The organism is Maridesulfovibrio salinus, assembly GCF_055394525.1.
This window is the reverse complement of the sequence record NZ_AP042461.1, coordinates 3,751,964-3,766,450: the sequence shown is the minus strand read 5'-3', so window position 1 is coordinate 3,766,450 and position 14,487 is coordinate 3,751,964. Positions and strand designations below refer to the sequence as shown.

At 47.0% G+C, this 14,487-nt stretch carries 13 protein-coding genes; 1 reads left to right on the top strand and 12 read right to left on the bottom strand.

The window, feature by feature from the left end; translation table 11 throughout:
• Positions 1 to 167 precede the first annotated feature (167 nt).
• The 4 genes from tsaB to ACZ5PW_RS17280 are packed head-to-tail and all read right to left on the bottom strand — an operon-like array spanning position 168 to position 4,111.
• Complete coding sequence (gene tsaB / locus ACZ5PW_RS17295) at positions 168 to 989, bottom strand: tRNA (adenosine(37)-N6)-threonylcarbamoyltransferase complex dimerization subunit type 1 TsaB (RefSeq protein ID WP_464555997.1); 822 nt, start codon at positions 987 to 989, stop codon at positions 168 to 170.
• A complete protein-coding gene (gene rseP / locus ACZ5PW_RS17290; RefSeq protein WP_464555994.1) occupies positions 986 to 2,056 on the bottom strand; it encodes an RIP metalloprotease RseP in 1,071 nt (356 codons plus the stop codon). The genes tsaB and rseP overlap by 4 nt, the downstream gene beginning before the upstream one ends.
• A gap of 9 nt (positions 2,057 to 2,065) precedes the next feature.
• Positions 2,066 to 3,268, bottom strand: a complete 1,203-nt coding sequence (locus ACZ5PW_RS17285; protein ID WP_464555992.1) for a 1-deoxy-D-xylulose-5-phosphate reductoisomerase — start codon at positions 3,266 to 3,268, stop codon at positions 2,066 to 2,068.
• Between the two features lie 39 nt (positions 3,269 to 3,307).
• Entirely contained in the window at positions 3,308 to 4,111 is an 804-nt protein-coding gene (locus ACZ5PW_RS17280) for a phosphatidate cytidylyltransferase (protein WP_464555990.1), read from the bottom strand.
• 464 nt (positions 4,112 to 4,575) lie between these two features.
• On the opposite strand from ACZ5PW_RS17280, the gene ACZ5PW_RS17275 reads away from it, so the two are divergent.
• Positions 4,576 to 6,312 (top strand): HD domain-containing phosphohydrolase, encoded by a 1,737-nt coding sequence (locus ACZ5PW_RS17275; RefSeq protein ID WP_464555986.1) that lies wholly within the window; start codon positions 4,576 to 4,578, stop codon positions 6,310 to 6,312.
• A 213-nt stretch (positions 6,313 to 6,525) separates the two neighbouring features.
• Here the strand turns inward: ACZ5PW_RS17275 and ACZ5PW_RS17270 are convergent, their stop codons facing one another.
• From ACZ5PW_RS17270 to pyrH, 8 genes are all read right to left on the bottom strand, one after another.
• On the bottom strand, positions 6,526 to 7,455 hold the full coding sequence (locus ACZ5PW_RS17270; RefSeq protein WP_464555983.1) for a glycine betaine ABC transporter substrate-binding protein: 930 nt from the start codon (positions 7,453 to 7,455) through the stop codon (positions 6,526 to 6,528).
• 333 nt (positions 7,456 to 7,788) lie between these two features.
• On the bottom strand, positions 7,789 to 8,427 hold the full coding sequence (locus ACZ5PW_RS17265; protein WP_464555979.1) for a hypothetical protein: 639 nt from the start codon (positions 8,425 to 8,427) through the stop codon (positions 7,789 to 7,791).
• Between the two features lie 44 nt (positions 8,428 to 8,471).
• Complete coding sequence (locus ACZ5PW_RS17260) at positions 8,472 to 9,587, bottom strand: hypothetical protein (protein WP_464555976.1); 1,116 nt, start codon at positions 9,585 to 9,587, stop codon at positions 8,472 to 8,474.
• Between the two features lie 4 nt (positions 9,588 to 9,591).
• Positions 9,592 to 9,804: a hypothetical protein gene (locus ACZ5PW_RS17255; RefSeq protein WP_464555974.1), complete on the bottom strand. Its 213-nt coding sequence runs from the start codon at positions 9,802 to 9,804 to the stop codon at positions 9,592 to 9,594.
• Positions 9,805 to 9,825: 21 nt separating this feature from the next.
• On the bottom strand, positions 9,826 to 11,589 hold the full coding sequence (locus ACZ5PW_RS17250; RefSeq protein ID WP_464555972.1) for an SH3 domain-containing protein: 1,764 nt from the start codon (positions 11,587 to 11,589) through the stop codon (positions 9,826 to 9,828).
• Between the two features lie 508 nt (positions 11,590 to 12,097).
• Positions 12,098 to 12,793, bottom strand: a complete 696-nt coding sequence (locus ACZ5PW_RS17245) for an isoprenyl transferase (RefSeq protein WP_464555970.1) — start codon at positions 12,791 to 12,793, stop codon at positions 12,098 to 12,100.
• Positions 12,794 to 12,797: 4 nt separating this feature from the next.
• Positions 12,798 to 13,355 (bottom strand): ribosome recycling factor, encoded by a 558-nt coding sequence (gene frr / locus ACZ5PW_RS17240; RefSeq protein ID WP_464555968.1) that lies wholly within the window; start codon positions 13,353 to 13,355, stop codon positions 12,798 to 12,800.
• A 6-nt stretch (positions 13,356 to 13,361) separates the two neighbouring features.
• Positions 13,362 to 14,081: a UMP kinase gene (pyrH, locus tag ACZ5PW_RS17235; protein WP_464555967.1), complete on the bottom strand. Its 720-nt coding sequence runs from the start codon at positions 14,079 to 14,081 to the stop codon at positions 13,362 to 13,364.
• Between the last annotated feature and the right edge of the window lie 406 nt (positions 14,082 to 14,487).

The following is a 14,487-nucleotide window of genomic DNA, read 5'->3' as shown; positions in this document are numbered from 1 at the left end:
CCTTGTTACCTTTGGTTCACAAAGCTATCTGGTCCTTCTGTGCTTTCTTCATCGTCTGGAATATAGATATCTTTAGGGTCCGGAGTGATATTTGTTTTATTAAATTAAAAAAGGGACCTCCGTTTATGGAGATCCCTTTAAGTTGAATTAATTTTTATAAATAATGATTATTTAGGCGTTATGTGGGCGAGTTGTTTTTTGGCTTCCTCGAAAGATATTCCCCTTTTGCGGGTTATTGATTCAAGGTTTTCTTCTGCATCCGATCCACGCAGATACATGGGGGTTGGAATCTCCCTTCCGTAGTCAAGATGGCTGGCTGCAGCAATAATATCCTTTGCCCCAGGTGTATTGAAGTTCTCAGGCATGACATGAAAGTGCCCGTTATTTGCCAGAAATTCCTGAAAGAAAGCCTTGTTTTTGACCAGCCCGGTCCCTACCAGTGCGGCACTGTCCTGACCATATGATGTGATCACTTCAATCGCTTCCTGCACGGTTACCGGCAGGGGGGGGGTGATGGGGGCCGGTGTCACTTCACCTTCATTAATAGTATGGAAGCCCTGAAGATAAACCTGCATTCTACGTGAATGAGTAATAGCCCAGACTGGCGCTCCGCTTACAAGGGCGGCAGCTCTGGCAAGTACCGGCAGGTATTCCATAGCACCGATCAGTCCCTTGCCTTCGGCAGTGATTCCGGCGACCAGTCCCGCTGCTGCGGCAAAGGTCAGGCGGAGTCCGGTGAAACTGCCTGGCCCGGAACAGATGGCCACACGGGATATGTCAGCGGCTGTGCAACCAAAAAGCTTGAGCGAATCACGTATGGAAGGAACCAGGAAATTAACCGAGCGTCCCGGTACAACCAGCTTTTTGGCTTCCAGCAGGGAGTAGGGTTCTTCTTCATCCTCACGCTGGGCGATTATAATCTGCAGAGTCTCTTCTGTTCCATTGACGGCCAGCAGAAGGTCCGGTTTTTCATCAAAAAAAGAACTCATTTGCTGCCGAATGTCCTGACTATATCGTTAAAAATCGCAAAGGCCATGAGGCTGAAAAGCAGCAGCAGTCCGACTTTGGTTGCCGCGGCTTGAAGCTTTTCGTTTAGGGGTTTACGCAGAATTGTTTCAAGGCTGTAAAACAACAGATGTCCGCCGTCCAGAACCGGAATAGGCAGAAGGTTCAGCAGTCCGAGGTTGATGCTTATGAACGCGGTGAACTGCAGCAGTTGCAGCAGGCCTCTTTCGGATTGCTGCTTGATGGCCTGGGCGATCATGATCGGACCGCCTATGGAGTCCATGGGAACTACCCGTTCAACCATTTTAACAATGCTGGTGCAGATCAGTTTGGTGACGTTCCAGGTCTGCTCCGCGGCTGCGGCAGCACCGGAAATCCCGTCCAGTTCTACGGACTTGGAATCTCCCGAAGCTACTATTCCCACTACGGGGCGGCGGATGGTTTCGCCGAATATATTTTTCAGTTCCTGAACTTCAGGTTTGATTCTGATCTGCTTTTTTTCACCGTTGCGTGAGATAACAAAATCAAGCGTATCCGCATTGCTGCTTTGTATTGTCTCGGCCAGATCAGACCAGAAAACAATTTTCTTTCCTTGAATGGAGAGGACGTTATCCCCGGATTGAATCCCGGCCATGAGTGCAGGGCTGTCCGGCTGGAGTTTTCCGACGGTCGGAGCGAGGCCCATCTGTCCGTTGGTGACAATAATTCCCCAGAAAATAATCCATGCCAGAACAAAGTTGAAAACAGGTCCGGCGGCAACGACAAGCATGCGGTGCCACGGCGGACGGTTCATGAAAAGTTCTTTTTCGGTGAATCCGTTATCTTCATCCATGTCCCGTTCTTCCCCGGCAAGGCTTACGTAGCCGCCGAGAGGGATCAGGGAGAGTCTGTAGTTTGTGGAGCCCCAGGTGAAACCGGCCAGACGGGGGCCGAAGCCCAGAGAAAAGGTCTTTACACCGATTCCGAGTACGCGGGCTATAAGAAAGTGGCCGAGTTCATGGAAAAAAATGAGGCCACCGAGAACCAGAATAAAATCGAATATCCAAGTCATGGTTGTTCCTTAAGTGATGGAATCCATAATATCGCGTCTGGTCTTCACGTCGAGTTCCAGAACCGCGTCCGTTTCACTGACATCGCACCCGGCATGTGCTTCAAGAGCGTTGCCGATGATAGCCGGAATGTCGAGAAAACGGATTTTTTCTTTCAAAAAGAGATCTACCGCAACTTCGTTGGCCGCATTGAGAACAATGGGATGGCTCTGCCCGGCCGCAAAAGAATCCGCAGCATGTTTAAGGCACGGGAACACTTCAAGGTCCGGCTTTTCAAAAGTCAGGGTGCCTACTTCAGCCAGATTCAGCGGCTTCAGTTTAAGGGGTACACGCTTTGGAAAACACATGCAGAAAGCAATGGGGATCTGCATATCCGGAATGCCGAGGTGTCCAAGCTGAGAGCCGTCCACATACTCAACCAGAGAGTGAATTATGGATTGTGGATGGACCACAACATCCACTTGTTCCGGCGGCAGACCGTAAAGGTGGCAGGCTTCGATAAATTCCAGACCCTTGTTCATGAGGGTGGCGGAATCGATGCTGATTTTAGCTCCCATGTCCCAGTTAGGATGGGCCAGAGCCTGTTCACGGGTTACGGTTTCGAGAAAATCTCTGCTTCTGCCCCGGAAAGGCCCGCCCGAAGCGGTCAGGATCAGTCGGCTGACTTCATCTGTGTCATGTCCGGCAAGTCCCTGAAAAAGAGCATTGTGTTCGGAGTCTACAGGCAGGATTGTTGCCCCGGTGCGGTGGCATGCTTCGCGAATGATATGTCCGCCCAGAACAAGGGATTCCTTGTTTGCAAGGGCGATCATTTTGCCCTTTTGGGCGGCAGCCAGTGTGGGAGCGAATCCGGCCGCACCAACGATTGAAGAGAGTACCACTGAAACTTCGTCCAGTGATGCCAGGGTAATGTAGGCTTCCGGTCCGGTGAGAATTTCCGGTTTGTAGTCAGCGGGGAGCAGGCTGGAAAGTTCCCGGGCGGCTTCATCGTTCAATACCGCAAGGTATGGCGGGCGATGGGCAATGGCCTGCTCAGCCAGCAGCGCGGCATTTCTGGCTCCGGCAAGGGCTGTGATCTTGAAAAGATCCGGGTGCTGTTCAATAACTTTGAGTGTGCTGGTTCCAATGGAACCGGTGCTTCCCAGGATGGAAACGTTTCTGGGGAATTCAGGCAGTTCCGCTTTTGCGGGCCAGGGAGAAATATATGTCTGCAAGTTTATTAATCCGTCGTGTTTTGGAGCGGCAGTGCTCGGTTAGAAGAAAGTGTAGATCTCTCTTGCCAGAATGTATACGGGCAGCGCAAGTACAAGGCTGTCGATTCTGTCCAGCACTCCGCCGTGACCGGGCAGGATTTTACCGGAGTCTTTGATCTGTAGTTTACGTTTGAGGGCAGATTCGAAAAAATCACCCATCTGTGCGGCAATGTTAAGGGCCGCTCCAAGTATAATCCACATACCAATAGGGGCCTTCCCGAAGGTCAGACCGAAAATGGTGCAGCAGATTATGCATCCGAGAAATCCACCGATGGAACCGGCCCACGATTTCTTGGGGCTTACCTGTGGCCAGATTTTCTTTTTACCGAAGTGTGTTCCGGCGTAGAAAGCAGCAGTGTCGGAAGCGGAAGCGGAAAGCAGAACCAGCAGTATTTCCCAGCTGTTCATGGAGGTTACAAACTGCAGGGTGACCGGAATGTATACTATCCCAGCGAAAAGAATAAGGCTGTCCTTGTATGACGCGGCAGAACCCTTGGAGCTGTATGAGAGCAGAAACCTGAAATTGAAAAGCCAGAATGCGCTTAGCATGATAAGCAGCATCCAGACCGGAGAAACCAGCGCCGAGGTCATGACAATTCCTGCTCCGGCAGCCATACCCATATATCGGGAAAGTCTGTTGGCCTTATCCTGCCAGAACATGCCATAAAATTCGTGCATGGCGATTATGCAGAATATCGTAAGTGCGCCGATCAGAACTTTTCCGCCCATAGTAAGGGCGGTAGCAAGAGTGGCGACAAGGAGCAGGGCAGTTATAATACGTTGGTGAAGGCTGCTAAGGGGCATGAAATCCTCGGTTAAGGGTCCGGAAATGGAATTTAAAAACAGGCATCAGTTTATTCGTGCATATGTTTTTTATAAAAGCCTGTACAAGAATAATTCACGCGAAAAAGGGAAAATTTGTCATATTCAGCTGAATTAATCCTTGAGAACGAAAAAACTCCATTTTTATAATTCATTAATGCTTATCGGGCAAGCAGTTGACCGTTACTTTTCTGTATTAATCGTCTCATAATTTATATTACCGGGTCGAAATCTTTAGGACTGTTTTTTTCTGATTGTTAATTTCTTGTTCACGATCTTACGGAATAATTATTATTATGGTATATTTTTGTGAAAGTCCCCTTTTCGTATTTGCTAATAAACGGTATTTTTTGATTAATATTGATAGGTTCGGTGATTAGTAGTATTAATATAAAATAATCAATTTAAATTTACATTTTCCTGTGTCTGTTTCCGGGAGGAATGACTTGCAGAATAAAATTGCGGATATGGCATCAGTGGGCACTGTTGACCTTGAGGAATTTCTTGATCTGGCTATCAGGGATTCAGGTAAGGCAGGATGTCTGCGTGCAGTTGAAAGCTGTTCATGTCCGCTTAAGGCAATTATCCCGGATCTGTTCGGTGTGCAGATGAGTCTGGTTGAGAGATTGACTGAGATAGGTCTTGCCCTGTCCGGGGAAAGCAGGGTTGAAAGGCTGTTGGAGATGATTGTTGATGAAGCCCGTGTCCTGACCAAGGCGGACGCAGGGACTTTGTACATAGTCAACAAGGAAAATCGTAAATTGGAATTTTCCATACTCCAGAACGACACTATGAATGTCCGCATGGGCGGCACAAGTAACAATGAAATCACCCTTCCTCCTGTTCCTCTCTACGGTCCGGGCAATAAACCAAACAAATCCAATGTATCTTCATATTGCGCACTGACCGGAGAAACGGTCAACATCGCAGATGTTTATGAAGCTGAAGGTTTTGATTTTACCGGTCCTCGAAAATATGATGCCGCAACCGGGTATCGTTCCAAATCAATGCTGGTTATCGCTCTTAAAAATCACGAGCAGGATATAATCGGCGTTCTGCAGCTCCTTAACGCGCTCAACAATGAGGGCGAGGTGATCGAGTTTTCGGAAAATGTAGTCGATATTGTAGGTTCGCTTGCTTCACAGGCCGCTATTGCCTTGACCAACACCCAGCTTATTCAGGGGCTGAAAGATCTTCTTTATTCCGTGATCCAGAGTATTGCCGCAGCAATTGATGCCAAATCCCCATATACAAACGGTCATATTGAGCGAGTTGTGACCGTGACCATGATGATAGCTAATAAAATCAATTCCATGACCGAAGGCAGATTCGCTGAAGTGCATTTTACTGAAGACGAGATGGAAGAGTTGAAGCTTGCGGCCTGGATGCATGATGTCGGTAAAATTTCCATTCCAGAGCATGTGGTTGATAAATCGACCAAACTTCAGACCATATTTGACCGCAGTGAACTGATTGATGCCCGCTTCAGGTTGATATCCGAAACTGTTAAGAATCGTCAGCTGCAGGATTCCGTTGAAGCTTTAAGGAACGGAGCTGGTGATTCTGAAGTGAATGCAATTGAGAAAAAATATGCTGAAATTCTGAAAGGAATTGATGGAGATCGCGAATTTATTCTTTCATGCAACATTCCGAAGCAGTACATGTCCGATGAGGATATAGAGAGGGTTAAGGAGATTGCAGCCCGAACCTATTGCAGCAATGGTGAAACTCTCAACTGGCTGGATGAAGATGAAGTGAAAAATCTTTGCATCCGCAAGGGGACTCTCACCGAAGAGGAACGCAAGGTCATCGAAAGTCATGCCGCGATAACACATGAAATGCTTTCCAGACTTCCTTTTCCCAAAAGATTGGCCCGGGTTCCGGAATATGCCGCGGGGCATCACGAAAAACTGGACGGGTCTGGATATCCCAACGGGCTTGACGAGAGCAGGCTGCCTTTGCAGGCCCGCATCATGGCGGTGGCTGATGTTTTTGAGGCTCTGACCGCCAAGGATCGTCCTTACAAGAAGCCTATGAAACTTGATCAGGCCATTAAAATTCTTGGTTTCATGGTCAATGACAGGCATATAGATCCTGATGTCTGTGATCTTTTCATCAATTCTGGACTTCACCTTGAATATGCCAAAGCCGAGCTTGATCCTTCCCAGTTTGAAGAAGACTGACCTGAAAAATTCTTTCCATCCCTGAAAAAATAAGTGTTTGGCACAAATCATCACTGGAAGAGTGGCGTGTATGACTTTTCCCGTTTGAAAGAAAGGTCTGCCGGAAAATGAAAAGGAGTGCCTGATTTTCAGACACTCCTTCATATTGCTGATAAAACATTCTCTGCAGTCGTTTGAGGATGTTTGCCTTACGGCATGCAAATGATTGTGAAGTTACTTGCCGTACCTTGCTTTGACTGCTGTGAAAGCATCTTTACCGTCTACGGTTTTGGCGCCTTTCAGCCAGCCTTCAACCTTGTCAAGATTGTCTGCAATCCAGTCGGAAGCTACTTTTTCAGCGGGTATTTCCTTATAGCCGAATCCGTCAATCCACTCACTCTGAGTCTGCGCCGGAACTGTGAATTTTTCGAGCAGCTTCTGGATCTCGGGATAGTCCTTTGCAAAGCCTGCTCTGGTAACAGTGTAAACATCACTTGAGGTGATCAGTTTTTCTGTGCCGGGGATTCCTTCAAGAAAACGGATATCCATCTGTACAGTCATCCAGTGGGGCTTCCAGCAACCGAAAACTACCCATTCATCACTTTTAATTCTGTTGTTTACTTCGGCAAGCATAACAGGAGTAGTGGTTCCGACGTGGTCCCATCCTTTCAGCTGACCGACATTACCCTGGATGATTTCTTCCATGGAAGTGTGCATGCCTGAACCGGGTTCAATGTCGTAAATCTTTTTATCAAATTTGTTGGCGTACTTGTTCAGATCTGCAACGGATTTGACTCCACCATCGTATGCATCCTTGGAAACGCACATTCCGATGAGTGCATCACCTAGGTTGGTGCGTACTTTGACCGCCTCGCCTTTTTCAACAAGTGGATCAAGCATGGGGTTCTGCTGGGGGGTCCATCCAGCGAGAAATACGTCCATATCATTCTGGGTCATACTTTTGTAAATAATCGGGGGGCCTACTTCCAGCATTTCACTTTCGTAACCCATGGCAGAGAGGATCTGGGTAACCACATTTGTTTTTACGGTTACGCCAGGCCATGGCGGAACTCCGAATTTAATTTTAGCACCAGCTCCTGCATTTACAGGAACAGCGATTAAAAGAACAAGCAGTACCAAGAGTCTGATTGAACAGAACTTCATCAAAACCTCCATAAGGTTTGTATAGGATTGGGTGTTCGGATCGAAAAACTGAGTATCATGACGTGATATGGTTTTTCATAATTGAAGATATAGCCATATTTTTAAAAAAATTCAAGCCCGTCTTTATGTTCTTTTGCATTGGCTTAATTTTCTTACATCATTAGTTATTTTTGTTTAAAATTTAATTTTGCATAGTGTTTGTAATTTATTACTTATATATTTTATTTAGTATTTCAAAAGTACAGTGAAAAAAATAATACTAAATAAATTAATAAAGGACTGAAAATTTCTTTTCAGCCCTTATAATATATTTTTGAAAGGTGTTATCCGGTCTTATTTTTTCTTGTTATGACGATCCCAGTGCTTCAGCACGGTGTCAATTGTTCTGAGTCTTGCTATTTTGCGGGCGATATCAATCACGGCCAGCTTGATAAGCCGATCCTTGTTGGGATGCATGTACTCGCCGGTCAGGTTCAGGGCATAGGAGGTGGGCGGGTCGAATTCAACTCCCAGGAAATCTCCGTTGATGTCTACCAGTGCTGAATACTGTTCGTAGTCCTCATCAAATTCAATATCCACTTCAGATGCTCCGATGACGACATAATCCACATAATTGTCGCGGGCGATTGATATTATTTCATCTTCGGTGACTGTCTGCTGTGATGTCGCATAGGACCGTTTGCATGAATCAAGCAGAAATCCGGTTATCATGCGGTCCCGGTGGGTTTCGAAACCGGCTTCGTTGAACTCCTGCTGCAGGGATTTGTTGAGGTTTCGAATCAGGTTCTCGCACTCCTGCGGAGTCAGGTTTTCTCCTTTGATACGGGGAACAAGGGAGAAAACAATTGTCGGGCGTCCTTTTTTTTCATAGGTCTTAAAACCGTCTTTGCTGCCGCAGAGACCTGAGGAGGCAAAGGCTAAGACAATTACAGCGCTTAGAATAACGGAAAAGGTGATTCGGTTTGATTTCATTTAAGCTCTCCTTGCTTTGCCGCCCTGTTTTCCTGAAGGCCGCATTATCTTTTACATTGGTCCAGATCACTGAGGGCATTGATAAGGCTGTTGTAAAAATAGACATCTGATACCTTGGTGTGCCGTTTGGCTATTGTCGCCACTACCCCCTTGATGCATTTGATTACTTCACCATCCCCTTCTAGAATTGCAGCGGTGGTGTAATTACGTTCAATAAAGGCTCCGAGATCATTGTCCTTTGTCCCGGTTTTTATGATCAGTCTGTATTTCCGCTGGGCCTTGGGCATCCGCATGCTGGTCTGGTACACGTTATCCCGTTCAGAGAAACCGGAATTTTCAGCTCCCTGCTGAAAGGAAATTCCGAACATGGACACGGCTGCGTGCAGCCCCCGTCTGAAAGCTGGAAATCTTGACATTGGAGGGAGGACCAGATGTTCTTCAGCCAGTGCCTGCGAGGCCAGCATCTGTGCCAGTGATTTATACTTCCTGTGATCTTCTATACGCTGGAGCGTTCCCTTGGAGAGATTGATCTCTTTTATTTCACAGGTCTCTGTAGAAAAAAGGTAGTCCAGATCAGCAAGGCAGTTTCCCAGTTCGTCCTGCGCATCAGGCTTAAGTCTTGTCTTATCGGTGAAGAATTCCACAATGGCCGCTCTGATTTGTCCGGCCAGCGGTTCAAGACTGAAGTTAGGAGTTTTGTTCAGATAGGGAACGGAAATAAGCATGGGAGCGGAGTAGACCAGTGATTCGGATCTGGCCTGAAAAAGCAGAAAGTTCAGCCCGATATAAACTCTGCCTTTGTAAAGTGTCTGCTCTGCCGAGCCGAATTCATCCACAAAGGAGACAACATTGTCCACGAAGAGAAGAGGTACAAGGATTGAATCCGGATCGAATTTATCCTTGAATCCGGCACGCTTGACATTCACCTCTTCATTTTTCGCGGCTGCGCGGATAAGAAATTTCAGCACTCCTTTACGGAGTGCTTTTTTAAACTCCTTATCCTTGAGTATAACTGCCAGTTCTTCTTTATGTCTGTCCTTTTCCTTGTTGCGGACTTTTCCGATTGCTGATGGGATAATAAAAAGCTCCCGAGCTTCGGCCCAGCCTGCAGATAAAAGAGCGACAAGCAGAATCAGAACAATGCTTAATCTTCGACTCATTTTTCTACCATTGGTGTCCCTGCACGGAATCCTGAGCTTCCTGTTCCTTGATTTCTTCTGTTTTGTGTTTCGAGGTTTCGGTTTCTTCCTTGAGGTCTTCCGCTGATTCATGGACCCCGTGCATGGAAGCTTTGGCGGATTCCGCTTTTTTGAATCCGCAGCCTGCCATGCCAAGAATCAGGCAAACACAGAGAATAATAATATGGATCTTTTTCACAGCCAACTCCCTTGGTTACAGTTAGTCCAGCATATCTTCGGCCAGAGCGACCGATGAGGCTTTTTCTTCGACCTGTTTGAATCCTGAGGCTGCCTGACTGGCAAGCTTATCCTTAAGCCTTTTGCTGAGGGCCACTTTCTGTTGGTAATAGGATTCAAGCAGGGTAGTTACCTGAGTATTTTTGCGCCGGGCGGTCATGATTATTCTGCTTATGTCCCGTCCCTGCTGGGTGATAAGGCCTGAATTATTTTCAATGTATTCATAGTCTTCCTGGAAGTCGCTGAACAGGCTGGTAAGATTGGTCAGCTCCTCCTGGATCTCAATCATTCTGGGCAGGGCAGTCAATGCCCCCACAGGATTATTCTGGGCGTTGCTGATCTGGGCTACCAGTTCAGCTGTTGCAAGGGCGACTATTCCGGCCTGCTTGGTCACTTCCGCGGCAAGGGGCCCTGCTTTTTCATCATAAGCCTGTATTGCCCTGTCGATGCCGAGGATGACGTTGTTCGATTTTTCAATACTTAGATCATAAAGGGCGTTGGACGCGTGCAGGTTCGTTGAAAAGGAATCAATGATTGAATCAAGATTCTGGATCTGCTGCGTGTTAAGCTGGGAGAAATCGGCAGCCTCTGATTTGATCTGGGTTTCGAGAGCCTGCAGCATCCTCCCGTTTTCCGCTATTTTGACAGCCGCTCCTTCGATCGAATCAGTGGGTTCGTATGAAAGGTCCTGAATGAAAGCCTTGATGGATATCTTCTGCATTCCGGCAGAACTGACTCCCTTGGCAGTATCGGCTGCAGCTTTGTAATTATTGTTCATTGCCGAGACTGTTGCGCCTACAAGTGACTGGAGGGCCCTTGTTTCGTTAAGGGCTGCCAGCATCTGTTCACGTATTTCTACAGTTTTCTGCGCCAGTTCTTTACCCGTGTCGACACTCTTGAGAATATCCTTGATTGCGTCATTTTGTGAACGCGGTTGGCCGTGAGCCTGCTGCTGAGGTCCACCGAGAAGGGCGGATGCAAAAGCACCGAAAAGAGCCATGCCTGCAGAGTTATCGACATTACTTTTTTTTCTGGTGGTTTTTTTCTTACTTCTTGTGCTTGAACGGAAAGTTGTTTTTTTCTGTGGTGTCGGTTCAGTCACTCTTGATGCGGAAGTGATCTGTTTACCGGTGGTTTTCTGTTTGATCTTTGTTGTCCCGGCTTTGTAGCTGATAGTCTTGGTTTCTTTTTTGGCGATTGGGGAGAGCGGATCGGCCACACATAGTTCTGATACAAGATAGCCATCGAATTTATCACTTTTAATCTGATAAAAACCGTTCTCATAGCCAAGGATATCGAATTGTGATTGAGGTGGAAGGGTCAGGGGGACCTTTCTTGTCACGTCCGGAGCGTCATGCACTGTTGCAGTCTGTTTGTTGTGACCCTTTGTCCCGATGTAATTGGCGAAATCAAGGGCTACCAGCCGATGGTATATAAATCCCGGTGTCCCGGTTCCGTCCATCCGCCTGATCTTGTACCAGTTTCCGTTTTTACCGGTAAGTTCAACCTGTGTCCCTTTGGCAATTATGTCCACGATATCGGCTTTAGATGAGGACACCTCTCTTACATTGCTTTTCATGAGAGTTTTGCCGGTGACAACGGGGGTGGTAATTACTGTTTCAGTGCGAACAGCCGTTTTGACAGGAGCTTCGCTGGTTACAGCTTTGTTTTGTTTGGGAACACATCCGGTTATGACAATACACGCGAAAAGCAGCAGTATCTGGATGTTCCAGAACTTTGACACCATAATTCACCTCCCTCATTCACTCATATTTTCAAATGAACTGGGGGTTGGTAATTCAGACATGGAAAATCTTGTTATAAACTCCCCAGAGTTTAAAACATCTCATATTTTATGATTATTATAAAGAGCTTTGCTGAATTTTTTCTGCAAGAATTTAATTTAAGTGCGAATTGTCGGGGCGTTAGAGATAAGAACGTTTTATACTGTAAGGATAATTATTTATTTGAAGGTGTAGCAATAGGTTAAGAATGACAGTTACATTAAATTATATAAAAAAGACCGCACTGAATTTTCAGTGCGGCCTCAGAGTGCTGATAAAGAATCATCTGTATCGTAGAGTTGATGGTTAGCGGGTCTTTGAACTTACAGGACTCCAGCCTGTGGTGTGCTTCAAAAATTTTGACGCCCACGTATGTCCAGCCACGCTTCGCTACGGTTTATATGCGCCTGGCATCCGGAACTCATTCAACTGTCTGTTGACTCTGGTTTAGCCAGCAAACTTGCTGAATTGTTAAACCTGATCACCGGTTTTTCCGAACCTGCGCTGGCGTTGTTTAAAGTCCGCCAGTGCCTTGTCCAGTTCATCGGGGGTAAAGTCTGGCCAGTATACATCCGTGAAGTAGAGTTCTGAATAAGCGGCCTGATAGAGCAGGTAGTTTGATAACCTGAGTTCCCCGCTCGTTCTGATAATCAGGTCCGGATCAGGCTGGCCTGCGGTATACAGATACCCAGCGATTGATTCTTCAGTGATCTCTTCTTCTTTTATGCCGTCAGCTACCATTTTTCTGCAGGCCCTGACCATTTCGTCCCTTCCTGAGTAATTCAGGGCGAGATTAAGGGTCATGGATTTGCAGTTTTCCGTTTTCTTTATGGTGTGGGCCACTACCTGCCTAACCCCGAAAGGGAAATCGGATAATTCTCCGAGTATCTTTAGGCGTATGTCCTGCTCACGCAGGCTGGTCAGTTCTTTTTTCAGAAATACCGTAAGCAGATCAAAAAGTGTGGATATTTCATCTTTCGGTCTGGCCCAGTTCTCTTTGGAGAAGGTGTAAAGGGTCAGGTGTTCAATACCCAGTTCTCTGCATCTGGTGACGATATTCTTCGCGGCTTCGGTTCCGGCTTTGTGTCCTTCACTTCTGTTAAGGCCGCGTGACTTGGCCCACCTGCCATTGCCGTCCATGATAACGGCTAAATGTCGGGGCAGCATTGTATTATATTTCCAGGATTTCCTTTTCTTTTTCGGCGCAGGCTTCGTCACATTTTTTGACGTAGTCATCCGTGAGTTTCTGGACGTCATCCTGGGCTTTACGGTTTTCGTCTTCGGAGATATCCTTGTCTTTTTCCATCTTTTTCAGAGTGTCGTTCATGTCACGACGCACGTTACGGATGGCGACTTTGGAATCTTCGGTGTATTTCTTGGCGATTTTAACCAGCTCTTTACGGCGTTCCTCGGTGAGGGGAGGAATGTTGATGCGCAGCATCTTTCCGTCATTTACCGGATTCAGGCCCAGATCTGAGTGCTGAAGTGCTTTTTCGATAAGAGGAAAAGCACCTTTGTCCCAGGGCTGAATGGCAATAGAACGGGAATCGGGTACGGAAACGGAAGCCAACTGGTTGATGGGGGTAGGGGTTCCGTAATAATCAACACTGATCTGGTCTACCAGAGAGGTGGACGCGCGCCCGGTGCGCAGTTTTCCGAAGTCATTTTCAAGGGCGTTAAGCGCGCCTTCCATTCTTTTTTTGCCGTCGGCAAGAACTTCATTAATCATAAAGATTTATCCTCCGTGAACAATTGTTCCGATCTGATCACCATTTACAACCCTTTCGATATTTCCTTTTTCGAAAAGGTTGAAGACAATGATGGGCATATTGTTGTCCATTGCCAGTGAAGTGGCTGTGGAGTCCATGACACCCAGTCTTTTTTCAAGAGTCTCAAGGTAGGTGATAGATTCAAATTTTACTGCATCGTCGTGCTTCATGGGGTCTTTGTCGTAGACTCCGTCGACCTTGGTCGCCTTGATGATCGCCTCGGTCTTGAGTTCCATTGCCCTGAGTGCTGCTGCGGTGTCGGTAGTAAAATAGGGGTTACCGGTTCCTGCTGCACAAATAACCACCCGGCCTTTTTCAAGGTGACGGACGGCTCTGCGGCGGATGTAAGGCTCTGCCACGGCCTGCATGGGAATTGCGGACATAACGCGGGTATCGCAGCCCAGTTTTTCAAGTGCGTCCTGAACAGCAAGGGCGTTCATGATAGTTGCAAGCATTCCCATATAGTCAGCGGAAGCACGATCCATGCCCTTTGCAGAGTCAGACATGCCTCGAAAAATGTTGCCGCCGCCAATGACCAGAGCCACCTGCAGTCCTTTTTTCACGACTTCCGCAATTTCGCCTGCAAACTGGCTGATTGCGGCAGGTTGAATACCGAACTGCTGCTCTCCGGCCAAAGCCTCACCGCTGAGTTTGATCATTACCCGTGAATAGTGCAATTTGTCCATAGTTTCCCCCGTTTTTCTAAGCGGATCTTGTCCGGTTGTGAGTGCTTATACTTTGTTTTTCCGGATGTACTTGTCTGGCGCAAGCGGATCAGCCCGCCACCCGGTCTTGTTCTGTTCTTTCCGGCCATTTCCATTAAGCTGGTCTATGTTAGCAGAAAGTACTGTCTGCTGCTAATTCAGGCCGGGATAAAGTGGCTGTAACTATTGTTACAGCCGGAAATTTTCCCTTTAAAAAGCCCAAATCCAAAAACGGATATTCCGCATTGAATTTGAGCTTCAAAAAAAATCTACCATCGAAATTTACCAGCTTCCTTGAAACGTTTACGCTGTTTAAGGTGCGGTATTTTTCGTTCAGATTCGATTCGTATGTGGGCGTTTGTTCGTCGCAGCAACTATCGTCCCTGGT

Coding starts and splice junctions, on each gene's coding strand:
- tsaB (WP_464555997.1), bottom strand. CDS start 989: ATGAGTTCTTTTTTTGATGAAAAACCGGACCTTCTGCTGGCCGTCAAT.
- rseP (WP_464555994.1), bottom strand. CDS start 2,056: ATGACTTGGATATTCGATTTTATTCTGGTTCTCGGTGGCCTCATTTTT.
- ACZ5PW_RS17280 (WP_464555990.1), bottom strand. CDS start 4,111: ATGCCCCTTAGCAGCCTTCACCAACGTATTATAACTGCCCTGCTCCTT.
- ACZ5PW_RS17270 (WP_464555983.1), bottom strand. CDS start 7,455: ATGAAGTTCTGTTCAATCAGACTCTTGGTACTGCTTGTTCTTTTAATC.
- ACZ5PW_RS17265 (WP_464555979.1), bottom strand. CDS start 8,427: ATGAAATCAAACCGAATCACCTTTTCCGTTATTCTAAGCGCTGTAATT.
- ACZ5PW_RS17260 (WP_464555976.1), bottom strand. CDS start 9,587: ATGAGTCGAAGATTAAGCATTGTTCTGATTCTGCTTGTCGCTCTTTTA.
- ACZ5PW_RS17250 (WP_464555972.1), bottom strand. CDS start 11,589: ATGGTGTCAAAGTTCTGGAACATCCAGATACTGCTGCTTTTCGCGTGT.
- ACZ5PW_RS17245 (WP_464555970.1), bottom strand. CDS start 12,793: ATGCTGCCCCGACATTTAGCCGTTATCATGGACGGCAATGGCAGGTGG.
- frr (WP_464555968.1), bottom strand. CDS start 13,355: ATGATTAATGAAGTTCTTGCCGACGGCAAAAAAAGAATGGAAGGCGCG.
- pyrH (WP_464555967.1), bottom strand. CDS start 14,081: ATGGACAAATTGCACTATTCACGGGTAATGATCAAACTCAGCGGTGAG.